The organism is Streptomyces chrestomyceticus JCM 4735, assembly GCF_003865135.1.
Lineage (GTDB): Bacteria > Actinomycetota > Actinomycetes > Streptomycetales > Streptomycetaceae > Streptomyces > Streptomyces chrestomyceticus.
This window is the reverse complement of record NZ_BHZC01000001.1, coordinates 2,130,310-2,153,132: the sequence shown is the minus strand read 5'-3', so window position 1 is coordinate 2,153,132 and position 22,823 is coordinate 2,130,310. Positions and strand designations below refer to the sequence as shown.

Annotated in this window: 18 protein-coding genes and 1 pseudogene; 5 read left to right on the top strand and 14 right to left on the bottom strand. The window is 74.2% G+C overall.

Annotation, left to right across the window (positions count from 1 at the left end; translation table 11 throughout):
• Window positions 1–183 precede the first annotated feature (183 nt).
• Window positions 184–867: a PepSY domain-containing protein gene (locus EJG53_RS08925; protein ID WP_167515079.1), complete on the top strand. Its 684-nt coding sequence runs from the start codon at window positions 184–186 to the stop codon at window positions 865–867.
• A gap of 153 nt (window positions 868–1,020) precedes the next feature.
• On the opposite strand, the gene EJG53_RS08920 is transcribed toward EJG53_RS08925, so the two are convergent.
• The 3 genes from EJG53_RS08920 to EJG53_RS08910 form a co-directional block, all read right to left on the bottom strand.
• Entirely contained in the window at window positions 1,021–2,295 is a 1,275-nt protein-coding gene (locus tag EJG53_RS08920; RefSeq protein WP_125044406.1) for an HRDC domain-containing protein, read from the bottom strand.
• Window positions 2,296–2,378: 83 nt separating this feature from the next.
• A complete protein-coding gene (locus tag EJG53_RS08915; protein ID WP_003985651.1) occupies window positions 2,379–3,041 on the bottom strand; it encodes a response regulator transcription factor in 663 nt (220 codons plus the stop codon).
• Window positions 3,042–3,370: 329 nt separating this feature from the next.
• A complete protein-coding gene (locus EJG53_RS08910; RefSeq protein ID WP_125044405.1) occupies window positions 3,371–4,027 on the bottom strand; it encodes a DUF3000 domain-containing protein in 657 nt (218 codons plus the stop codon).
• A gap of 102 nt (window positions 4,028–4,129) precedes the next feature.
• Between EJG53_RS08910 and hemE the strand changes: the two genes are divergently transcribed.
• Window positions 4,130–5,197: a uroporphyrinogen decarboxylase gene (hemE, locus tag EJG53_RS08905; protein WP_125044404.1), complete on the top strand. Its 1,068-nt coding sequence runs from the start codon at window positions 4,130–4,132 to the stop codon at window positions 5,195–5,197.
• 55 nt (window positions 5,198–5,252) lie between these two features.
• Here the strand turns inward: hemE and EJG53_RS08900 are convergent, their stop codons facing one another.
• From EJG53_RS08900 to EJG53_RS08885, 4 genes are all read right to left on the bottom strand, one after another.
• A complete protein-coding gene (locus EJG53_RS08900) occupies window positions 5,253–6,635 on the bottom strand; it encodes an FAD-dependent oxidoreductase (protein ID WP_125049267.1) in 1,383 nt (460 codons plus the stop codon).
• A 95-nt stretch (window positions 6,636–6,730) separates the two neighbouring features.
• A complete protein-coding gene (locus tag EJG53_RS08895) occupies window positions 6,731–8,161 on the bottom strand; it encodes an aldehyde dehydrogenase family protein (RefSeq protein ID WP_125044403.1) in 1,431 nt (476 codons plus the stop codon).
• Window positions 8,162–8,451: 290 nt separating this feature from the next.
• Window positions 8,452–9,678, bottom strand: coding sequence for a thiolase family protein (locus EJG53_RS08890; protein WP_125044402.1), 1,227 nt, complete (start codon window positions 9,676–9,678; stop codon window positions 8,452–8,454).
• Between the two features lie 85 nt (window positions 9,679–9,763).
• The gene (locus EJG53_RS08885; RefSeq protein WP_125044401.1) at window positions 9,764–10,810 is read right to left on the bottom strand and encodes a DUF4349 domain-containing protein; all 1,047 of its coding nucleotides are present in this window, start codon (window positions 10,808–10,810) and stop codon (window positions 9,764–9,766) included.
• A gap of 128 nt (window positions 10,811–10,938) precedes the next feature.
• Between EJG53_RS08885 and hemG the strand changes: the two are divergent.
• A pseudogene (hemG, locus tag EJG53_RS08880) lies at window positions 10,939–12,404 on the top strand (protoporphyrinogen oxidase).
• An 11-nt stretch (window positions 12,405–12,415) separates the two neighbouring features.
• Complete coding sequence (gene hemQ, locus EJG53_RS08875) at window positions 12,416–13,168, top strand: hydrogen peroxide-dependent heme synthase (RefSeq protein WP_125044400.1); 753 nt, start codon at window positions 12,416–12,418, stop codon at window positions 13,166–13,168.
• A 129-nt stretch (window positions 13,169–13,297) separates the two neighbouring features.
• Here hemQ and EJG53_RS08870 read toward each other — a convergent pair whose 3' ends face one another.
• From EJG53_RS08870 to EJG53_RS08845, 6 genes are all read right to left on the bottom strand, one after another.
• Window positions 13,298–14,923: an alpha/beta hydrolase gene (locus tag EJG53_RS08870; protein ID WP_244955058.1), complete on the bottom strand. Its 1,626-nt coding sequence runs from the start codon at window positions 14,921–14,923 to the stop codon at window positions 13,298–13,300.
• Between the two features lie 181 nt (window positions 14,924–15,104).
• On the bottom strand, window positions 15,105–16,145 hold the full coding sequence (locus EJG53_RS08865; protein WP_307721672.1) for a DUF1996 domain-containing protein: 1,041 nt from the start codon (window positions 16,143–16,145) through the stop codon (window positions 15,105–15,107).
• A gap of 302 nt (window positions 16,146–16,447) precedes the next feature.
• Window positions 16,448–17,242 carry a DUF4142 domain-containing protein gene (locus EJG53_RS08860; RefSeq protein WP_125044398.1) on the bottom strand — a complete coding sequence of 265 codons (795 nt, stop codon included), beginning with the start codon at window positions 17,240–17,242 and terminating at the stop codon, window positions 16,448–16,450.
• A 195-nt stretch (window positions 17,243–17,437) separates the two neighbouring features.
• Window positions 17,438–18,493, bottom strand: coding sequence for a TIGR04222 domain-containing membrane protein (locus EJG53_RS08855; RefSeq protein ID WP_154806366.1), 1,056 nt, complete (start codon window positions 18,491–18,493; stop codon window positions 17,438–17,440).
• A 5-nt stretch (window positions 18,494–18,498) separates the two neighbouring features.
• Complete coding sequence (locus EJG53_RS08850) at window positions 18,499–19,965, bottom strand: MbnB/TglH/ChrH family RiPP precursor modification enzyme (protein WP_125049263.1); 1,467 nt, start codon at window positions 19,963–19,965, stop codon at window positions 18,499–18,501.
• A 129-nt stretch (window positions 19,966–20,094) separates the two neighbouring features.
• Window positions 20,095–20,811 (bottom strand): LysE family translocator, encoded by a 717-nt coding sequence (locus tag EJG53_RS08845; protein WP_167515078.1) that lies wholly within the window; start codon window positions 20,809–20,811, stop codon window positions 20,095–20,097.
• 128 nt (window positions 20,812–20,939) lie between these two features.
• On the opposite strand from EJG53_RS08845, the gene EJG53_RS08840 reads away from it, so the two are divergent.
• Window positions 20,940–21,647, top strand: a complete 708-nt coding sequence (locus EJG53_RS08840) for a nuclease-related domain-containing protein (protein ID WP_167515077.1) — start codon at window positions 20,940–20,942, stop codon at window positions 21,645–21,647.
• 117 nt (window positions 21,648–21,764) lie between these two features.
• On the opposite strand, the gene EJG53_RS08835 is transcribed toward EJG53_RS08840, so the two are convergent.
• Window positions 21,765–22,721 carry a LysR family transcriptional regulator gene (locus EJG53_RS08835; protein WP_125049262.1) on the bottom strand — a complete coding sequence of 319 codons (957 nt, stop codon included), beginning with the start codon at window positions 22,719–22,721 and terminating at the stop codon, window positions 21,765–21,767.
• Window positions 22,722–22,823 lie beyond the last annotated feature (102 nt).

Sequence of the window (22,823 nt, the reverse complement as noted above, 5' to 3'; positions counted from 1 at the left end):
CGGCGAAGGTCACAATGTCGACTTCGCCGACGGGGGCCGGGTGTGGGGGTGGCGCCCCCGGTGCGTGAGGGAACGGCGGCCGGGCACCCGGGGTGGTGAGGTGGGCCGGGCGCGTGGTGCCGGGGGGCAAGGGTGACATCACGGACCTATCGTGCCCGTATGGATACGGATGGGAGCGGTGGTATGACCAAGCGTGTTCGAGGTGCCGGTATCGCTGTGTGCGCCGTCGCGGCGGCGGGGGCCCTGCTGGCCGGGTGCGGGGACGACGGCGGGGGAGGCGGGAAGGAGAACTCGGCCTCGCCCTCGGCGTCGGCCGCGGCGCCGTCGGTCGCGGCGCCGTCGGCGTCGGGCGGGGAGTCTTCCGGGGCCTTGGGGCAGATGACCGAGGACCAGCGTTCCCGCAAGGCGCTCGTCCCCCAGGCCAAGATCTCGTACGACAAGGCGCTGAAGGCCGCGACGGAGGCCGTGGCGGACTCCAAGCCGGTGTCGGTGGAGTTGAAGCGCGGGGCGGGCGGCAAGCCCGAGTGGCACGCGAAGGTGGCGGCCTCGGACGGTACGGAGAGCGCCGTACGGGTCGACGCGGTGACCGGTAAGGCGGACAAGCCGCGGACCGAGAACGAGGACGGCGACGACAAGAAGAAACTGGCGGACCGGCTCGGTCGGGCGAGTGTCACGGCGCGGCAGGCGGCGGACACGGCGACCGGGAAGAAGAGCGGCACGGTCACGGCCGTGGAGCTGGACACCAACGACCAGAAGAAGGAGATCTGGTCGGTGGACGTGGTGACCACCAACGACTGGAACAAGACCACGTACGACGTGGACGCGACGGACCGGAAGGTGCTGCGCGAGCACGTCGACCGGGACTGAGCCGGTGGGCAGTCGGTCAGGACTGGTCGGTCGGGGCGCGTAGGCCGGGACCGAGCCTGCGGGGCATGTCGGCCGGGACCGGGCCGGTGGGGCGCGACGGCCGGGACTGAGCCGGCGGGGGCGGGCCGGGATTCCCGGTCCGCCCCCGGAGGATCAGGCTCCGGTGGTGTGCAGGGCCTCGGTGAGGATCGGGGCGACCTGTTCGATCTGCCAGGGACGGGCGCCGTGCCCGGCCAGTACGGCGGCCACCGTCTCCTCGGAGGGGTCGGCGGGCGGCTCCCAGCACAGGCGCCGCACCGTGTCGGGGGTGATCAGGTTCTCCTGCGGGAGGTTCAGCTCCTCGGCCAGCGCGGTCACCGCGGTACGGGCCGCGGAGAGCCGGGCCGCGGCGGCCGGGTCCTTGTCGGCCCACGAGCGGGGCGGCGGGGGACCGTTCAGCGGCTGGCCGGGCTGCGGCAGCTCGCTGTCCGGCAGGGCGCGGGCGCGGTCCACGGCGGCCTGCCACTGTTCCAACTGGCGGCGGCCCATCCGGTGCCCGAAGCCGTTGAGCGCGGCGAGCGCGTGCGCGTTGGGCGGCAGGTTCAGCGCCGCCTCGATGATCGCGGCGTCGCCGAGCACCTTGCCGGGGGAGATGTCGCGCCGCTGGGCGACCTGGTCCCGGGCGGTCCACAGTTCCCGTACGACGGCCATCTGCCGGCGGCGGCGCACCTTGTGCATGCCGGACGTACGGCGCCAGGGGTCCTTGCGGGGCGGCGCCGGGGGAGCGGCGGCGATGGCCGCGAACTCCTGGTGCGCCCACTCCAGCTTGCCCTGCCGGTCCAGCTCCTCCTCCAGGGCGTCGCGGAGGTCCACCAGCAGTTCGACGTCGAGCGCGGCGTAGCGCAGCCAGGGCTCCGGCAGCGGGCGGGTGGACCAGTCCACCGCGGAGTGGCCCTTCTCCAGGGCGTAGCCCAGGACGTTCTCCACCATCGCGCCGAGGCCGACCCGGGCGAAGCCCGCGAGGCGCCCGGCCAGCTCGGTGTCGAAGAGCCGGGAGGGGATCATGCCTATGTCACGCAGGCACGGCAGGTCCTGGGTGGCGGCGTGCAGCACCCACTCGGCGTCGGCGACGGCGTCGCCCAGCGCCGAGAGGTCGGGGCAGCCGACCGGGTCGATCAGTACGCTGCCCGCGCCTTCGCGGCGCAGTTGTACGAGGTAGGCGCGCTGGCCGTAGCGGTAGCCGGAAGCCCGCTCGGCGTCCACCGCCACCGGACCCGTGCCGGCCGCGAAGGCCGACACGACTTCGGCAAGTTCGTCGGCCGCCGCCGTGACGGCGGGGGTGCCCTCGCGCGGTTCCAGTAGAGGGACCGGCGCCGGGCGGGTGTCCGGAGGGGAGTCTCCGGTTGTTCGCAGTGTCGAGTCTTCTGCGGTCTTTTGGGCGTCGGTCACCAGTCAAGGGTATCTGTGTATGCACGGCGCCCGCCGAGGGAACGTTCCCTCGACGGGCGTGACGGCGGATTCGGCGGTCGGAGTCAGTGGATGATGCCGGTGCGCAGGGCGACGGCGACCATGCCGGCCCGGTCGCCGGTGCCCAGCTTGCGGGCGATACGGGCGAGGTGGCTCTTGACGGTCAGCGCGGACAGGCCCATCGAGACGCCGATGGCCTTGTTGGACTGGCCCTCCGCAACCAGCCGCAGCACCTCGACCTCGCGGCCGGACAGTTCGCGGTAGCCGCCCGGGTGGCCGGGGGCGCCCGGGGGGCGGCGGTGCATCCGGGCGGCGTTGGCGCCGATGGGTGCGGCGCCGGGGCGGCCCGGCAGGCCGAGGTTGGTACGGGTGCCGGTGACGACGTATCCCTTGACGCCGCCGGCCAGGGCGTTGCGTACGGCACCGATGTCGTCGGCGGCGGAGAGGGCGAGGCCGTTGGGCCACCCCGCGGCCCGGGTCTCGGACAGCAGGGTCAGGCCGGAGCCGTCGGGCAGGTGGACGTCGGCAACGCAGATGTCGCGCGGGCTGCCGACGCGGGGACGGGCCTCCGCGATGGACGACGCCTCGATCACGTCACGCACGCCGAGCGCCCACAGGTGGCGGGTGACGGTGGAGCGGACGCGAGGGTCGGCCACGACGACCATGGCCGTCGGCTTGTTCGGGCGGTAGGCGACCAGGCTCGAAGGTTGCTCGAGGAGAACTGACACCGGGCCTCCTGGGGGGAGTGGCGGGACGGATGCCGACATGTGGGGGCGAGTCGGAATGCTCCGTCTTTGAAGGGTCACTGACCTCTTCGGCACCAAACCGGGCCGACTTTAGAGTTTGATCTCAACTTAGTTGGTTCATTTCGGTCAAATCGGTCGCTTGATCGACTTTGGAGTGACCTGGCGGCGGCAGGTTGCCGTGAAGACGTTCGAGCGTCGCGGAGCAGGCCGGAACCTGCCGCCCGGTCAGGCCGCGCGGCGGCGGAGTGCGGACGGCCCGCGCGCGCTCCCCGACGCATCAACGCGCCGGGTGCATCCACGCGCCGGGCGCGTCAGCGCGCCTGCGGCCCCCGGCGCTGCGGCAGCGGTACGACCCCGCCGCGCGGCGACGGCTCGGGAGCCACCGGCGGCAGCCCCGCCACCTGGCACAGCAGGTCGCACCACGCGCAGAGGTGGGCCGCGAGATCCGGCACCCCGCCCGGCCCCTCCTCCGGGGTCCACGAGGCGCGCATCTCGATCTGGGTCGCCGGGGCCCGCTCCGCGAGCCCGCCGAAGTAGTGCGAACTGGCGCGGGTGACCGTGCCGCTGGGCTCCCCGTACCGCACGCCGCGCGCGTCCAGCGCCCCGGTCAGCCAGGACCAGGACACCTCCGGCAGCAGCGGGTCGGAGCCCATCTCCGGCTCCAGCTCGGCGCGCGCCAGCGTCACCACCCGGAAGGTGCCCTGCCAGCCGTCGTGCCCGGCCGGGTCGTGCAGCAGCACCAGTCTGCCGTCGGCGAGGTCGGTGTCCTCCCCTTCGGGGCCGGTGCCCGGCTCGACGACCGCTGCCTCCAGCGCGTACGCGTAGGGCGCGAGGCGCTTGGGCGCGGGCGTCGGCTCGATCTCGATCTCGGGACGCAGCCGTGCCGCGCGGAGCGCCTCGATCGCCTGACGGAAGGGGATGGGGACATTGTCCGCGCTGTCCGTGAGGTGTTCGTGAGCCGCAGCCATGCCCGGAAGATTAGGCGGAAGGAGCCGCTCGGTGAGGGAGGACACCCGGTGCGCGCGTCGCCCATTCGGAGGCGCCCTCGCGCGCGTGCGAAGATTTGGTGCGTGAGCGCCAACGACCGCCCGACGGGCCAGCAGCAGACCGCTACGTACGACTCGGCCTTCCTCAGGGCCTGCCGGCGGGAGCCGGTGCCGCACACGCCGGTGTGGTTCATGCGCCAGGCCGGGCGGTCGCTGCCCGAGTACCGCAAGGTCCGCGAGGGCACCGCGATGCTGGAGTCCTGCATGATGCCGGAGCTGGTCACCGAGATCACCCTCCAGCCGGTCCGCCGGCACGGCGTCGACGCGGCGATCTACTTCAGCGACATCGTCGTGCCCCTGAAGGCCATCGGCATCGACCTGGACATCAAGCCGGGCGTCGGCCCGGTCGTCGAGAAGCCGGTCCGCACCCGCGCCGACCTGGAGCGGCTGCGCCCGCTGGAGCCCGAGGACGTCACGTACGTCACGGAGGCGGTGCGGATGCTGGTGGGCGAGCTGGGTGCCACCCCCCTCATCGGGTTCGCCGGCGCGCCCTTCACCCTCGCCAGCTACCTCGTCGAGGGCGGCCCGTCGCGCAACCACGAGCACACCAAGGCGATGATGTACGGCGACCCGCAGCTCTGGGCCGACCTGCTCGACCGCCTGGCGGTCATCACCTCCGCCTTCCTGAAGGTGCAGATCGAGGCGGGCGCGAGCGCCGTGCAGCTCTTCGACTCCTGGGTGGGCGCGCTGGCCCCGGCCGACTACCGACGCTCCGTCCTGCCCGCCTCCGCGAAGGTCTTCGATGCGGTGTCCGGCTACGGCGTCCCGCGCATCCACTTCGGCGTCGGCACCGGAGAGCTGCTGGGCCTGATGGGCGAGGCGGGCGCGGACGTGGTGGGCGTCGACTGGCGGGTGCCGCTGGACGAGGCGGCCCGCCGGGTCGGCCCCGGCAAGGCGCTCCAGGGCAACATCGACCCGGCGGTGCTGTTCGCGCCGCGTGAGGCGGTGGAGACCAAGGCCCGCGAGGTGCTGGACGCGGCCGCCGGCCTGGAGGGCCACGTCTTCAACCTGGGCCACGGCGTGCTGCCGAACACCGACCCGGCCGCGCTGACCCGTCTCGTCGAGTACGTCCACGAGCAGACGGCGCGCTGATCCGAAGGCGCGCTGATCCGACAGGCGGGCCGCCGGTCGGCGGCCCGCCGTACCGTCAGCCGACCGCCTCGCGCACCGCCGCGGCCGCCTTGCGCGCCGCGACCAGGACCGGGTCCCACACGGGGGAGAACGGCGGCGCGTAGCCGAGGTCGAGCGCGGTCATCTCCTCGACCGTCAGCCGCGCCGTGAGCGCCACCGCCGCCACGTCCACGCGCTTGCCCGCGCCCTCCCGGCCGACGATCTGGACGCCGAGGAGGCGGCCGGTGCGCCGCTCGGCCATCATCTTCACGCGCATCGGGCGGGCGTTCGGGTAGTAGCCGGCGCGGCTGGTCGAGTCGACGGTGACGGTCACGTACTGCAGACCGACCGACTTCGCCTGCTCCTCCAGCAGCCCGGTGCGGGCGATCTCCAGGTCGCAGACCTTGGAGACGGCGGTACCGACGACGCCGGGGAAGGTCGCGTAGTCACCGGCGACGTTGGAGCCGATGATCTGGCCGTGCTTGTTGGCGTGGGTGCCCAGCGCGATGTGCCGGGTCCGGCCCAGGACCAGGTCCAGCACCTCCACGCAGTCCCCGCCGGCCCACACGGCGTCCTGGCCGCGCACCCGCATCGACAGATCGGTGAGCAGCCCGCCCGCGTCGCCGAGCGGCAGCCCGGCCTGCGCGGCGAGGGTCGTCTCGGGCCGTACGCCCAGGCCCAGCACGACGATGTCGGCCGGGAACTCGCCGTCGTCCTCGGTGGTCACCGCGCAGGCCCGCCCGGAGTCGTCGGTGCGGACACCGGTGACGGCCGCGCCGCGCACCGTCTCGATGCCCATCCCGCACATCGCCTCGTGGACCAGTTCGCCCATGTCGGGGTCGAGGGTGGACATCGGCTGCGCGCCGCGGTCCAGGACGGTGACGTCGTAGCCGCGGGTGACCAGCGCCTCCGCCATCTCCACGCCGATGTAGCCCGCGCCGACGACGACGGCCTTGGTGCCCTCGGTGGCCTGGAGGGTGTCCAGCAGCGCCTGCCCGTCGTCCAGGGTCTGCACACCGTGCACGCCGGGCGCGTCGATGCCCGGCAGGGGCGGGCGCAGCGGCCGTGCGCCGGTGGCGATCACCAGCTTGTCGTAGCCGGTCCAGGACTCGGTGCCGCCGCCGTCCAGGTCACGGGTGCGGACCCGGCCGCGGTCCAGGTCCAGTTCGGTGACCTCGGTCCGCATCCGCAAGTCGATGTCGCGCTCGCGGTGCTGCTCCGGCGTCCGGGCGATCAGGTCGTCCGGGCCGTCGACCGTCCCGCCGACCCAGTACGGGATGCCGCAGGCGGAGTACGAGGCGAAGTGGCCCCGTTCGAACGCGACGATCTCCAGTTCGCCGGGCTTCTTCAGCCGCCGGGCCTGCGACGCGGCGGACATGCCCGTCGCGTCGCCGCCGATGACCACCAGCCGTTCCGCCATCGCGGATGCTCCCTTCGTGGTGTGCCGGTCTTCTACGTCACGGTTGCCCATGACGGGCGCCGGTACGTCCATGGGCCGTACCGGCAGATTACGGGTCAGAACGGGTACCCGGCCGGGGTGCCGCGGACCGTGGTCCAGCGGGTCTCGGTGAACGCGTCGAGGTTGGCCGTGCCGCCGAAGTGCGCGCCGGTGCCGGAGTCGGCGAAGCCGCCCATCGGCGCGACCGGCTCGTCGTTGACCGTCTGGTCGTTGATGTGCAGCAGGCCGGTCGGGATGCGGTCGGCCAGCTCCAGGGCGCGCGCGGTGTCGCGGGTGACGACGCCGAGCGCCAGCCCGTACCGCGTGTCGTTCGCCAGGGCCACGGCCTCGTCGGCGGTGTGGAACTTGCGGACGGGCGCGACCGGCCCGAAGACCTCCTCGGCGTAGGCGGGCGCGCGGTCGTCCACGTCGGCCAGGACGGTGGGCCGGTAGAACAGGCCGCGGTGGGTGCCGCCGGCCGCGAGCCGGGCGCCCGCCGCCGTGCTCGCCTCGACCAGGCCGTGCACCCGGTCCCGCTGCCCGCCGTCGATGACCGGCCCGAGCTGGACCTCCTCGCGGAACGGGTCGCCGACGGCGAGCGCGTCCGCCTTCGCCGCCAGCCGCTCCACGTACTCGTCGTACAGGGAGGCGTGCACGAGGTGGCGGCCCGAGGACATGCAGATCTGGCCCTGGTGGAAGAAGGAGGCCCAGGTGGCGGCGGACATCGCGGCGTCCAGGTCCGCGTCCTCCAGGACCAGGAAGGCGCTGTTGCCGCCCAGCTCCAAATGGGCCCGCTTGAGGTGCCGGGCGGCGAGCGCGCCGACGCTGCGGCCCGCGTCCGTGGAGCCGGTGAAGGAGATCACCCGGACGTGCCGGTCGCCGACCAGCGCCTGCCCGGCCTCGCTGCCGCCCGGCAGCACGTGCAGCAGCCCTTCCGGCAGCCCGGCCGCCGCGAAGAGCGCCGCCACGGCGTGGCCGCCGCACACCGCGGTGCGCGGGTCGGGCTTGAGGACCACCGCGTTGCCGAGCGCCAGGGCCGGGGCGACGGAGCGCATCGCGAGCACGAGCGGGACGTTGAACGGCGCGATGACGCCGACGACGCCGGCCGGTACCCGGGTCGTGTACGAGTGGCGGGGCGCGGCGGAGGGCAGCACCTGGCCCAGCGGGTGGTGGGCGAGCGCGGCGGCCTCGTAGCACTCCTCGGCGGCGGTCCGTATCTCGAACCCGGCCTTGCCGGGAACGCTGCCGGCCTCCCGGACGATCCACTCGGACAGTTCCGCCGCGTGCCGGTGGATCAGGTCCCCGGCCCGGCGCAGCACCGCGGCGCGCTCCGTGTACGGCGTACGGGCCCAGGCGTGCTGGGCGGCCGCGGCCTCGGCGGCGGCACTCGCCACGTCGGCGGGGGCGGCGAGGGTGAAGGCGGCCAGGGCCTCGCCGGTCGCCGGTTCGACCGCGGTGGTCTCGCCGCCGTGCAGCAGGGGCAGGTGTTCCAGGTCGAGCAGGGGCATCGCGCGCGGCCTCCGGTCGAAACGGTTGAGGAATGAACCAGTTCGGTTCATCCTCCCGCATCGGTGATCGGGGTGGGCGGCGGGGCCGTGGTGCCGGGGCCGTGGCGCTGGGGTTTGCGGTGCGGGTCGGGTTCGGTGGGCGGTTGGCCGGGGTGCATCCGGTCTGGTTTGGCCTGGACCGGCCTGGTCCACGACGAGTCCGCGTCTGGCCCGCCCGCATCCGGCCCGGCCCACGTCCGGACCAGCCCAGCCCGTGCTCCCCGGCCCCCTTACTCGCGCTCCCGTACGAGTTACTCGTGCTCCAGTACGAGCGCCAAGCCCTGCCCCACCCCGATGCACAGCGCCGCCAGCCCCGTACCGGAGCCGCGCGCGGCGAGCTGGTGGGCGACCGCGCCGGCCAGGCGGGCGCCGGACGCGCCCAGCGGGTGCCCGATGGCGATGGCGCCGCCGCGCGGGTTGACCACGTCCGGGTCGAGTCCGGGCCACTGGGCGAGGCAGCCCAGCGCCTGGGCCGCGAACGCCTCGTTCAACTCGAAGGCGGCCAGGTCGGCGAGGTCGCGCCCCGCCTTGTCCAGGGCCCGCCGTACGGCCTCCACCGGGCCCAGCCCGAACAGTTGCGGCTCGATGCCGGTCACCGCGCTCGCGCCGATCCGGGCGAGCGGCTCCCGGCCGGTGGCCCGCAGTCCCTCCTCGTCGACGAGGAGGAGGGCCGCGGCGCCGTCGTTGAGCGGGGAGGCGTTGCCCGCCGTGACCGTGCCGCCTTCCTTGCGGAAGGCCGGGCGGAGCTTGGCCAGCGCTTCCACGGAGGTCGAGGCACGGATCGATTCGTCCTGCGCCAGGTCCACGTCCGGCAGCGGTACGACTTCGGCGTCGTAGGCGCCCTCTTCCCAGGCGCGCGCTGCCTTACGGTGACTGTCGAGCGCGAAGGCGTCCTGCTGCTCGCGTCCGATGCCGTACTTGTCGGCGATCAGCTCCGCGCCCTCGCCCAGCGAGACCGTCCACTCGGGCGCCATGCGCGGATTGACCATCCGCCAGCCCAGGGTCGAGGAGAACATCTCCTGGTGCCCGGCGGGGAACGCCCGCTCGGGCTTCTGGAAGACGTACGGCGCGCGGCTCATCGACTCCACGCCGCCCGCGAGCACGATGTGCGCGTCCCCCAGGGCGATGGAGCGGGCGGCCTGGATGACGGCTTCCAGACCGGAGCCGCACAGGCGGTTGACCGTCACGCCGGGTACGGAGGTGGGCAGCCCGGCCAGCAGCACGGCCATCCGCGCCACGTTGCGGTTGTCCTCGCCCGCCCCGTTGGCGTCACCGAACACGACGTCGTCGATCCGGGCCGGGTCGAGGGCAGGGGTGCGCTCCACGAGGGCCTTGACGACGTGGGCGGCGAGGTCGTCGGGGCGGGTGCCCGCGAGGGCGCCGCCGTACTTGCCGACCGGAGTCCGTACGGCGTCGACGATGTAGACGTCCCGGGCGCCCCACGCGCCTCGTGCGTCCCGTGCACCCTGCTCGGTCATCCGGCCCTGTCCTCGCTGTCCGCCCGAAGCTGTCGCCCGAAGATCGGCGCTGTCGTCCCGAGTCTTTGCCCACCGCCCGCGGCTGTCAACGGTCCCCTGGTTCGTCACCCTTCCGTGCGGTCTCCGCGGAGTCCTCCCGTGCGGTCTCCGCGGAATCCTCCCGCGCCGGGGCCGCCGCGGCCTCCGGCGACCGTGTACGCCGCGCCCGCAACACCCACCCCCGCAGCACCTGCCACAGCACGAACACCAGCGCCCCCGCCGCGAGGAACGGCAGCGACGCGCCGACCGCCACCAGCAGCCTCCGCAACCCCTCCGTGAAGGCGTCCCAGCCGCCGCTGAGCGCCTCCCCGAAGGAGGTCCCGTCATCGTCCGCCGCCGCGTCCGGTTCCTGGAGCACCAGCGTCACCGTCGCCATGCCGGTCTGCTCCTGGAGCGACTTCAGGCGCGCCTGGAGGGATTCCAGTTCCGACTGGCGGCGGCTGAGTTCGGACTCCAGCGTGACGATGTCGCCGATGGAGGTGGCCTTGTCCATCAGGGCCCGTACCCGCGCCACGCTGGCCTGCTGCGACTTGATGCGGCTGCCGGTGTCCACCACCTGGTCGGTGACGTCCTTCGCCGAGACCTGGCGCTTCTTGAGCGTGCCCAGCCGGGAGAGCCGGTCCAGCAGCCCGTCGTACGCCTCGGGCGGTACCCGCAGCTCCACCCGGGAGCGTTCCCGCCCCTCGCCGTCCCGGTCGGTGGTCTCGTCACCGACGTAGCCGCCCACGCCCTTGGCCGCCGTACGGGCCTGGGCCAAGGCTCCCGGTACGTCCGCGGCCTCGACGGTCAGCGACGCCGTACGGATGATCTGCGCCGTGGCGACCGGCGCGGGCTTCCCGCTGCTGCCGCTGCCCGTACCGGCCTTCCCGCCGGCCGACTCCGCGGCACCCGGCGCCTTGGGCCCGACCATGCCCTGCTCGCCCCGCGCCGGCCCCGAGCCGCTCCGTGCGGCCCCCGAATCGCTCCGCTCCGCGCTCGCCTGCTCGGTGCCGCCCTGCCCGGCCGCTCCGCACCCGGCGATCCCGAGGGACGCCACCAGCAGCACCGCCGCAGCCGTCCGCCGCGCCCCGTACGACCTGACCGCTGTGCCCATGTCCCGTACCCCCGAAGTGGTGTGCCGCCGTTGCCACTTCGACGTGGCGGGGGAGCCGCGGGTTGCCGTCCGTGCGTCGCGATGCGGTCACGGTCCGGACTCCGGACGGACTCTGAGAGAGTGGGGGCATGAGCACAGCGCACACCAGTACGGGCCGCGCGCCCGGAAGTCATGTCGTCGTCATCGGTGGGGGCATCTCGGGCTGGCCGCGGCCCACCGACTGCTGGACGGCGGGGCCCGGGTGACCGTACTGGAAGCGTCCGGCCGGCTCGGCGGCAAGCTGCGCGCCGGAGAGATCGCGGGGGTGCCGGTCGACCTCGGCGCCGAGTCGATGCTGGCCAGGCGCCCGGAGGCGGTGGACCTGGCACGCGCCGTGGGCCTCGGCGACCGCCTCCAGCCGCCCACGACCGCCACCGCCGCCCTGTGGACGCGCGGCGCGCTGCGCCCGATGCCCAAGGGGCACGTCATGGGCGTACCAGGCGACCTGGGCCTGCTGGCCGCCTCCGGGGTGATCTCTCCCGAGGGCATGGCGCGGATCGCCGAGGACGAGACGCTGGAGCGCACGGAGGTCGGCGCGGACGTGGCGGTCGGCGAGTACGTCGCCGCCCGGCTGGGCCGCGAGGTCGTCGACCGGCTCGTCGAACCGCTGCTCGGCGGCGTGTACGCGGGCGACGCGTACCGCATCTCGATGCGCGCCGCCGTCCCCCAGCTCTTCGAGGCCGCGCGCGCCGAGCGCTCGCTGATCGAAGGCGTAAGGGGCATCCAGGCGCGGACGGCGGCGCGCGCCGCTGAGCCGGGCCAGGCGCCGGCGCCGGTCTTCATGGGCATCGACGGCGGCGTGGGCACGCTGCCGGGCGCCGTCGCCGACGCGGTACGGGCCGCGGGCGGCGAGATCCGTACGAACACCCCGGTAGGCGAGCTGCGGCGCACCGCCGACGGCTGGCGCGTCGTCCTGGACGGCGGCGACGGCCCGGCGGCGCTGGACGCGGACGCCGTGGTCCTGGCCGCACCGGCGCCCGCCGCCGCCCGGCTGCTGGCCGCCGAGGCACCGGCCGCCGCCACCGAGCTGTCCGCCGTCGAGTACGCCTCCATGGCCCTGGTGACCATGGCCTTCCGCCGCGCGGACGTCGAGACGGCGCTGACCGGCAGCGGCTTCCTCGTGCCGCCGGTCGACCGCCGCAAGATCAAGGCGTCGACCTTCGCCAGCAACAAGTGGGGGTGGATCGCCGACGGCGACCCGGACCTGTTCGTGCTGCGCACCTCCGTCGGCCGGTACGGCGACGAGGCCGACCTGGCGCGGGACGACGCCGACCTGGTGGAGCTGTCGCTGCGCGACCTCGGCGAGGCCGTCGGGCTGGCCGCCCGGCCGGTCGCGCAGCGGGTCACGCGCTGGGGCGGCGGGCTGCCGCAGTACCCGGTCGGCCACCTGGAGCGCGTCGCCCGAATCCGGGCCGAGACCGGCAAGCTGCCCGGCCTGCGGGTGTGCGGCGCGCTCTACGACGGTGTGGGCATCCCGGCCTGCATCGCCTCCGCGCGCACGGCCGCGGACGACATCTTGGACACCCTGCCGCAAGCCGCCGTACGGGGCGAGTGAGAATGGGACCCATGACTGACGCTTCCGCCCCCGCCCCCGCCCACCCCACCGGGGCCGCTCCCGAGAAGACCCCGAACGCCGGCAAGAAGGCGAAGGACCTGAACGAGGTCATCCGCTACACGCTCTGGTCGGTGTTCAAGCTGCGCGACGCGCTGCCCGAGGACCGCACCGGGTACGCCGACGAGGTCGAGACGCTGTTCGCGCAGCTCGCCGCCAAGGACGTCGTCGTGCGCGGCACGTACGACGTCTCCGGCCTGCGGGCCGACGCCGACGTGATGATCTGGTGGCACTCGGAGAGCTCCGACGCGCTCCAGGAGGCGTACAACCTCTTCCGCCGCACCCGGCTGGGGCGCGCGCTGGAGCCGGTCTGGTCGAACATGGCGCTGCACCGCCCGGCCGAGTTCAACAAGTCGCACATCCCGGCCTTCCTGGCCGACGAGGTCGCCCGCGACTACGTGAGCGTCTACCCGTTCGTGCGGTCCTACGACTGGTACCTCCTCCCCGACGAGGACCGCCGCCGGATGCTCGCCGACCACGGCAAGATGGCCCGCGGCTTCCCGGACGTGCGCGCCAACACCGTGCCGTCCTTCTCGCTGGGCGACTACGAGTGGATCCTCGCCTTCGAGGCGGACGAGTTGTACCGCATCGTCGACCTCATGCGGCACCTGCGCGGCTCCGAGGCGCGGATGCATGTCCGCGAGGAGGTGCCGTTCTACACCGGGCGCCGCAAGCCGGTCGCCGAGCTGGTCGCCGGGCTGGCCTGAGAGCCGGCTGCCGGGACGGCCTGAGACGGCGCGACCGGCCGGGTGCGGCACCGCACCCGGCCGGTCGCCTGCTTGAGCGGACCGTCGCTTGCTCAGTGGCCCGTCGCGCGCGCCGCTGAGCGCGCCGCGCTACTTGCGCTTCTTGGCGGGCATGACCGGCTTGGGCTCAGCGCGCGGCCCGCAGAACGTGTCCCGCGCCGGGGTCCGCCCGGTCAGCAGGTACCGCTCCACATGCTGGTTGGCGCAGGCGTTCGTCCCGAACGAGACACCGTGCGTCCCGGCGCCGCGCTCGGTCACCAGCGACGCGCCGGGCAGCCGGCGCCGCAGCTCGACCGCCCCGGAGTGCGGCGTCGCGCCGTCCCGCTCGGCGGCCAGCAGCAGCACCGGCGGCAGCGCGCCCGGCGCGGTCCGTACGTCGACCGGGCGGTGCGGCGCGCCCGCCTGCGGCAGGGCCACGTCGGTCACGTCCTCCGCGTACCGGTTGGGGTCCTGGACGGCGCCCCTCGGTGAGTAGCGGGGCCAGAAGGCGCACGGCAGGTTCATCCAGGCGTTGTCCCACGTCTCGAACGGCGCGACACGCGCGCTCGCGGTGTTGTCCCGGTCCCAGACCCGCAGGTCACGCGGCCACAGCCCGTCGTTGCACTCCACGGCCGTGTAGACCGCGTTGCTGTTCTCGTCCGCCTTCTCGCCGCCCGGCAGCGGTGCGGCCTGCTTGAGCAGCAGCCTGGGGTCGCCCTTGACGTACGTGGCGAGGGCCGCGGCGCGCACCGGCCAGTACGCGTCGTTGTAGCCCGTCTTGAGGAAGGCGGCCTGCAACTGCGCCGACCCCACCTTGCCGCCCAGAGGCCGCTTGTGCAGCCGCTCCCGCACGGTGTCGTACGCGCGCAGCACCGCCTGCGATGTCGTACCCAGGTGGTACACCTTGTGGTGCTTGGCCACCCAGCGGCCCCAGTCCTGCCAGCGGCGCTCGAAGCCGATGTTCTGGTCGAGGTTGTTGCGGTACCAGACCTGCCGGGGGTCCGGGTTGACCACGCTGTCGAAGACCATCCGGCGGACGTGGCCGGGAAAGAGCGTCGCGTACACCGCCCCGAAGTAGGTGCCGTAGGAGGCGCCCATGTAGGTGAGCTTCTTCTCGCCGAGCCCGGCGCGCAGCATGTCCAGGTCACGGGCGTTGTTCGCGGACGTGTAGTGGCGCAGCGCGGGCCCCGCGTTGCGCGCGCAGCCCTGCGCGTACGCCTTCGCCTCGGCGGCCTTCTTGCGCTTGAACGCCTCGGAGGGGCGCCGCGGGCTCTCGCTCGGGATCTTGGCGTACTCCGCGGGTTCCTGGCAGGACAGCGGCGCCGAGCGTCCGACACCGCGCGGCGCGTAGCCGACGAAGTCGTACGCCCGTGCCGTCCTGCGCCAGCGGTCCACCTTCGCGTACAGCGGGAAGTTCATGCTGGACGCCCCTGGGCCGCCCGGGTTGAAGACGAGCGTGCCCTGGCGCTCCTTGGGGGAGCCGGTGGCGCGGGCCCGGCTCACGGTCAGGGTGATCTTCTTGTCCTTGGGGTGGGCGTAGTCCAGCGGGACGGTGAGCCGGCCGCACTCCACACCGGCCGGCAGGTGCTCCTCGGGGGCGCAGCGGCCGAAGGCGATACGGGGCGGGGCGGGCGCCGGGGTCTCGGCGGCGGACCGGGTCGTTCCGCCCGCGGGGACGGCGACGAGGGCGGACAGGACCAGCGACCCGAGGGTGCCGTACAGCGCTACAGCTTTCACAAGCCGTCCCTTCGTATGGAGGCGCCCGGTGGGCATACAAAAGGGATGGTTGGGTCGTGGGTTGGGCTTGTAAAGCACCGCGCTCCGGTGTCGGGAGCTATGCCCCCAACGAGTGGAGCGCGGTGCGGGCGTCACGGCCGTTCGGCTCGTACAGCCATGCGTGGACCCGGTCCCGTGTTCCTCACTGGCAGCGGCGGCCGGAGTTGATGCACTGCACCGCGCGCGCCATCAGGTCGCGCGGCATGAAGTTCGCGAAGTCGGCGTGGTCGGTCACCGGCTTGCGCAGTTGTTCGGGGAAGCTGTCGAGGGCGAAGGCGCGCGGCCGGGGCTGCACGGCGTAGGCCAGCCGCATCTGGAGCTGCGGTACGGCCTTCGTGCCGGTGGGGCAGCGGCCCGAGGCCCGGTCGGGGAAGACGAGGTGGGTGCGGTGGTTGGCGCTGTCCTTGTTCGTCCCGTCCCAGCAGCTCGGGAAGTCCAGCAGCCGTACGGCCTGGCTGCCGCCGGGGCACAGCGGGTACTTGTCGGCCAGGCGCTGGTTCTCGAAGCCGGTGCAGGTCCACTGCGCCCGCGCGTTGGCGGTGCCGTTGGTGAACGCCTTGGCGTCGCCCGTGATGGCGCGCAGGCCCTCGGGCATGGCGGTGACCTTGCCCGCCGGGCTGCCGCGGAAGGTCAGCGAGACCGAGCGGGGGGTCAGCGTCTGGCCCACGTTCCCGTCCGCCGGGTCCTGCCCGTTGCCGCTGCTCGGGCCGTCCTGGCCGCTCAGACGGCGCAGTACGGGCCAGAAGTACGCCGACTTGTCGCCGCGGGCGCAGGTGGTGCCGGCCGCGCGCAGCGAGTCGTCGGTGGAGAAGGCGTCCGTGGAGCGGTTGCCCGCGTAGTCGTGGAGGTGGTGGGCGCCGTTTGCGACACCGGGAGTGACGATGAAGTTGTCGGGATTCTGGTGCCGGTTCTCGTTGCGGCCGCAGTTGCTGGTGAAGGTGCCGGTGGAGGCGTCGCGTCCGCCGCGCGGGGGCTGCGGGCCGGGCCGTACGGAGCGGATGTCGGCGAAGTCGCCTGCTGCCGGGACGCTTTGGCCGGCGCCGGACGAGCCGCCGGGGTCGGCCGGAGTGCCGGAGCCGGTGGGGCCCGCGGGCCCGTCAGGGGCGTCGGCGGGGGTGTCCGACGGCCCGGCGGAACCGGTGCCGGGAGCGGTCGCGGAGGCGTTGTCAGTGGGCTGTGTCACGCTGGGTGACGTTGGTGAGGACGACGAGTCGGCGGGTGGGGACCCGGACGGGGGAGTGGTGTTGTGAGCCGAGGCATTGCCGGTCACGGAGACGAAGGTGCCGGCCGAACCGAGCAGGGCGAGCAGGGCGATCAGCACGAGGTGCTTGGTGCCGAGGCGCCGCCGGTGCCGAGGGGCCGGGGGGCGGGCGGCGACGGCCGCGGTGGCGGCGAAGGGCGGGGCGGCCGCGGGGGCTCGGGGGTTCCGGAATCCCGGTGGCCGGGCAGGTGGTCGGGCATGGGAGATCACTTCTTCCCGTTCTCTCAGGGGTGTTGACGCGGGCCGCCGGAGGTCTCGGCGGGAGCCGGGGCCCGGGTGGCGCCGGCGGTGGCGGGTGGCGTCGCGGGCGGAGGCAGCGAATACGTCGGTGACGGTGTGACGGGCGTCGGCGACGGGGCGGGCACCGCGCCGAGGGACGGTGGCGGGGCCGAGGGGCTCGGGGGCGGCGAAGCGGTGGCCGCGTCCTCGGCGATCGCGTCGAAGTCGACGAATCCGGTGCGCTCCAGCATGGAGATGTGGTCCAGGACCGTCCGGTTGGCGTCGTCGGCCAGAGCGCGGACGAGCGAGTTGCGGGTGGTCGCGCGGACCTGCGCGACGACGGTGAAGACCTTGCCGTGCGCCAGCCGCAGAATGTTCGCGAACTTGCGGTCGTACGCGGCCCCCCGCGCGCTGCTCAGCTCCCTCAGCCAGTGCCGCTGCTGGGCGTTGGGCCGGTCGGGCAGCCCGAGGCCGAGCTGCGCGGCCACCTCGCGTACGTGCCGGTCGAGCGAGGTGTGGCCGTCGACGAGATGGTCGCCCGCCTCCCGTACGGCCGGTACGGTCCCGCGCTGCTGGGCCTGCTGGCCCGCGGGCAGTTCCCACAGGCCCGCCAGCCGTACGCGGTTCACGAAGTCCCGGTCGAGCGCGGACAGCGGGCCGAACGAGGTGGCGACGGTCTGGGTGTTGACGCCCCCGCCCGCGCCGGGCCGGCCGGCGAACGACCAGATGGGGAAGAGCAGCGCGGCGAGGGTCGCGGCGAGCGCGGCGACGACGAGGCCGGTGCCGGTTACGGATCGCATGGTGCCTCCTGGTGCGGCACCGCACGCTAGTGCGCCCTGCGCTGCTCCCGTCCTCCGTTCGGGGAAGCCCCGTCAACGTGCCCTGGCCGCTGGTACGTTGACCGGTTGCCCAGGGGCTCCAGGCGCATCAGGGGCTCCGGAGGCGCGGGACGGCACGGGCGTCGGCGGTGCCGGGCACCGCCGACGCCGCGCGGCTCAGCCGCCGCAGCCGCCACCACCGCAGGACGAGGAGGAACTGCTGCAGGACGAGGAGGAGCTGCTGCCGCAACCCGACCCGGAGCTGCTGCCGCACGACGATCCGCCGCCGCACGACGATCCCCCGCCGCCGCAGGACGACCCGCCGCAGCCCGACCCCGACCCGCCGCCGCACGAGGAACCGCACCAGGACGTGTGCGAGTCGTCGTCGGGCACATTCCAGCCGCAGGTCGCGTTCGTGGACGTGGTCGACGAACTGCCGGAGGACCCGGAGTACGCCCCGGCGGAGGCGCCCACCGTCGCGCGCTGCGCCTCTTCGAGGTGGTCGCGCAGCGCGTCGTCCACCAGCAGCGCGGTGGAGCCGAGCGCCACGATCAGCGCGGCGGACTGGGTCGATGCGCTCACCAGGTCCGCCTTGTGCACCGTACGGTACGCCCGTACCGCCGCGGCCCCGGCCGGTGTGACCCGCCGCCCCAGCTTCTTCCGGCACACCACGCCGGTCACGATGCCGAGGACCGCCGCGGGCAGGACCTGGACGACGAAGGGCGCCCCCTTCCCGCCGATGACTCCGGTGAGGGTGAGGAGCAGGGCGAGCAGGAGACCCGCCCCGCAGATCCCGGTCTGCCAGGCGGCGAGGAGACGCCAGGGGCGGCCGGCGCGCGGGTGCCGCATCAGGCCGCGCTTCGCCAGCCGGTCGCCGATGGCCTGGACGGCCGGGGCCCGCATGACATGGCGGCGCAGGGTGTCCAGCGAGCCGTCCGGGGTCCGCGCCAGCGAGTCCAGCACGGCCGTCTCGACCGGGTCGTACGCCACCGACTGCCGCACGGACACCACACCGGGCCCGCCCACGGCGAGCCGCCCGTCCTGGTGCATCCCGGCTATCGCGGCGTCCGCCACCCGGCCCGGGCCGCCGGCGAGAAAGGCGATCTCCCACAGTTCGTACGTGGACGCCCGGCGGTGCTTGGGCCGGGGTGCCGACCGGACGATACGGACGGTGCGCACGACGAGCAGCAGTGCGGAGGCGGCGACCGCCAGGGTGATGAGAAGAGCGGGCATGTCCTTCACCTCCGGTGGAGAGCGCGGCGTACGGCGTGGGCGAGGCGGTGCGCGGGACCGCCGCGCGGCGGTTTGGGACCGGCGCGGTCCCGCCACCACTGCGTCAGCCGGCGGTGGGCGTCCGGGTCCGCCGGCCGTCCTTCGGCCAGCAGGTGGACGGCGAAGTCCATGGCGTCCTGGCGGTAGCCGTGGCGCAGTGGCCGGTGACGTGCGTAGGCGAGGAAGCCGGGCCGGTAGTCCCCGCCGAGGATGTCCGGCAGTTCCGGTGCGATCTTGGCGACGACGGAGGCCCGCTTGGCGGCCAGCGCCCGGCTCTGGATCAGCAGCCGCCGCCGGTCGAAGCCCTCCGGTGCCGGTGTCCCGGCGACCAGCGCGGAGAGCAGCGCGGTCTGCGCGACGGCCAGATGCCGGCGGGCGGCGTCGGTGGTGGACGTGGCTGTGCCGGTGGCCCCGGCTGTGCCGATGGACGCGGATGTGCCGGTGGCCCCGGCCGTCCCGGTGGCGCCAGCCGTGCCGGTGGCCGTGGCCGTGCCGGTGGCGCTGACTGTGCCGGTGGCCGTGCCCGTGCCGCGCGGCACGGCCACCCCGGTCGCCCGGAGCGGCCTCGGTACGGGTGCCGGCGCCGGTGCAGGCAGCACGGTCGGCGTCGGGGCCTCCTTCAGCACGGTGCGGATCGCGTCGAGTTCGGCGGCCAGTTCACCGGTCGCCGGGAAGTCCTCGTCCCGCTCCAGCAGGACGCCGGGCGGGGTGACGCGGGCGCAGAGTTCGGCCAGGACGTCCAGGACGGGCCGGGTCACCGGGTGGGCGTGGGTGTCGTGCCAGACCCCGTCCCGCTCGATGCCGCCCGCCACGTGCACGTACGCGATGGCCTCGACCGGCAGCTCGTCCAGTGCCGTGGCCGGGTCCTCGTTCCGGTTCACCCGATTCGTGTGGAGGTTGGCGACGTCGATGAGCAGTCGTACGCCGGTGCGCTCGACCAGTTCGGCGAGGAACTGTCCCTCGGTCATCTCCTCGCCGGGCCAGTTGACCAGCGCCGCGATGTTCTCCACGGCGAGCGGCACGGGCAGCGCGTCCTGCGCGATCCGGACGTTCTCGCAGAGCACGTCCAGCGCGTCGCGGGTGCGGGGCACCGGCAGCAGGTGTCCCGCCTCCATCGCGGGGGAGGCGGTCAGCGGGCCTCCGGCCCGTACGAACGCGATGTGCTCGGTGACCAGCGGCGCGCCCAGCGCCTCGGCGCGTTCGGCGAGCGCGGCCAGCCGGCCCGGGTCCGGGCGTTCGGCGCCGCCGAGCCCGAGGGAGACCCCGTGGGGCACCACGGTCGTGCCGCGGGCCCGCAGTGCCTGCAGGGCGGGTGGGAGATGACCTGGACAGATGTTCTCGGCGACGACTTCCACCCAGTCCACGCCGGGCAGCTCCGCGATCCCGTCCGCTATCTCGGGCCGCCAGCCGATGCCCGTACCGAGCCGGTCCATGGTGGTTCCCCCTCCCACTCGTGCACCCCCGTGGTGTCCGGTACTCATCGCCGCGCCGGAGCCGGGCCAACCCCGGAGGGCGCGGGTTCAGAGCATGATTTGAGCTTGCGACGTGCCGTGCCCGGCGGTTCAGCGCGCGGTCTCGACACCGACCGCGGCGCCCAGCGCGAGCAGGACACCGCCGGTGGCCTGGTCCATGCGCCGGCGGACGCGGGGGCGCTGGAAGAAGGCGCGCGCCCGGTGCACCGCCAGGGCGATCCCGCCGAGCCAGACCAGGCCCAGTACGGCATGCACGGCGACCAGCAGCAGGGTCGTGGTCACGACCGGCGCGTCGTGCGGGATGAACTGCGGCAGCAGGGACATGTACACGACCCCGACCTTGGGGTTCAGGACGTTCGTCAGCAGCCCGGTGCGGAACGCCTGGAGCGGCGACTGCCGGTCGGCCGGGCCGGTCTCCGGAACGGGAGCGCCCGCCCCGGTGCCGCCCGCCCCGGTGCCACCCGCCCCGGTGCCACCCGCCTCCGTGCGGCTCGCCTTGGCCTCGCGTCCCGCCTTCGAGGAGCGGCGGGCGCTGCGCAGGGCCTGGAAGCCCAGCCACATCAGGTACAGCGCACCGGCGACGCGCAGCGCGTCGTACGCCGCCTGCGACGCCGACAGCATGGCGGTCAGTCCGGCCGCTCCGGCCAGTCCCCACACGAAGCAGCCCGCGGCTATGCCGAGCGCGGAGCACAGGGCCGCCCGCCGCCCCGAGCTGAGGGACGTCCGCAGTACCACGGCGAAGTCGGGTCCCGGCGAGACGGTGAGCAGGACGGCCACCGCGGTGAAACCAAGGAGAGAGGAGAACACAGGACGTAACCGTACGTGGTCCTCAGGCCAACGTTTCCCCGGCATCCCTGCGTCCGCGCGCACACCGCTGCGTACCTCTTGCCCGGGGGCCGGGCGCCTGCTCCCATGGCCATCGGGGGGTGATGGGTATGAGTGACTTCCGTCCCGAGCCCGGAGCGCACGAGGGAAAGCAGGAGACGCGGTACGCGAGCGACCCGGACCGGCTGTTCCTGCCGCCGGACGACGACCTCGCCCCGAACCGCCCGGGGGAGGCCCTGCGGGTCCGGCTCGCCGAGCAGCCGCGCGCCAGGCCGGCGTTGTGGTGCGCCCGCCTGCTCGGCCGCCGCCCGCCCCAGGACGCGTGGCACCGGCAGCTCCTCGGCGAACAGGCCGTCGGCACGGCCCTGGACCAACTGGCGGCCGACGGCTGGTACGTGATCCACTCCATCCCCCTGCCGCCCGCGGCGGTCATCGGGCACCTGCTCATCGGGCCCGGCGGCGTGCTGTGCGTCGGCACCCATCACGTACGCGGGGCCCGGGTGCGGGTGGGGGAGGACACCGTGGGCACCGGGCGTGGCCGCGAGCCGCAGCCGTACGTCCGCGAGTGCCGGCAGCACGCCCGGCGCGCCGCGTACGTGCTGACCCGCGGCTGCCGGTTCCGCGTGGAGGCGCGGCCGGTGCTGGCCTTCGCCGGGGCGGCGGACGTGGAGCTGGATCCGGCACTGCGCGACGTACGGGTGATACGCGACGAACGCGACATACCCCTGCTCGGACGGCTCGGCGGGGTGCTCGCCCCCGACCGCGTGGAACGCGTCTACACGGTCGCTCGCAACCGCCGCACCTGGCTACGAGCCTGAGCCGCACCCGGCTACGGGCCTGAGCTGCACCTGTCTGCGAGCCTGAGCCGCACCCGGCTGTCGGCCTGAAAGAAGCCCGGTCCCGGGCAGCCCGCAGCCTCCCGGCGGCCCCTCGCCTCAGCCTTCCGGGGTGCTCCCGGGCTCGCGCACGGCCCGGCGGACGGCGTCGCGGAGCCAGTGGTGGGCTCCGTCGGCGGCGTGGCGGGGATGCCAGGCCATGCCGATGGTCACCGGCGGCAGGGACAAGGGGATGTCGAGGAGGCGCAGCCCGAGGGCGGTGGCGGCGTCGGTGAAGGGCGACGGCGCGGCGCCGGGCGCCGCCGTGGGCACGAGGCAGACGATGTCGCTGCGCGCGGCGAGGGACATCGCGGCCACATGACTGGGCAGGACGGCGGCCACCCGGCGGTGCAGGTTCCGCTCGGCCAGCGCGGTGTCCAGGGGGCCGGTGAACCGGCCGCGGCGGCTGACCGAGACATGTTCGGCGGCGGCGAGCCGGGCCGGGGTCAGCTCCCCTTCGGTGAGCGGGTGGCCGGGCCGTACGGCCGCCGTCATCCGGAGGGTGACCAGCTCTTCGACCTGGGTCTCCGGCGCGATGTGGTCGATGGCTCCGATCTCCAGGTCGATCCGGCCGTCACGGAGGGCCGGCCCCGCCTCCAGCTCCTCGGCCCGGAACCGCAGTGAGACCTCCGGCGCCTCCTCCCGGGCCAGCCGCAGCAGCCCGGGAGCCAGGGCCGCCCCCACCAGGTCGGCGGTCTGGAGGGTGAAGGTGGTGTGCAGAGCGGCGGGGTCGATGCCGGCGCCGGGGGTGAGCAGGGCGCCGAGGCGGCGTACCACCGCGGCGGCCTCGTCGCGCAGGGCCTGGGCGCGGGGCGTGGGAACCATGGACTGCCCGGCCCGCACCAGGAGGGGGTCCTGGAGGACGCGGCGCAGACGGGCCAGGGTGCGGCTCATGGCCGCGGGGGAGGTGTGCAGGCGCGCGGCGGCGCGGGTGACGCTCTGCTCGGCGAGCAGGGCGTCCAAGGCGACGGCGAGATGGGCGTCGACGACCGGTTCAGGGCTGCTCACCAGCGTAATTCCATTCCAGGCAATGATCCGTTGCTGACTTTCCCATTGTGGCAACGCCTGGTCCCTCACAGGATGAAGACGTACCGATCCGGTCGCCCCACGAGGTGGTCG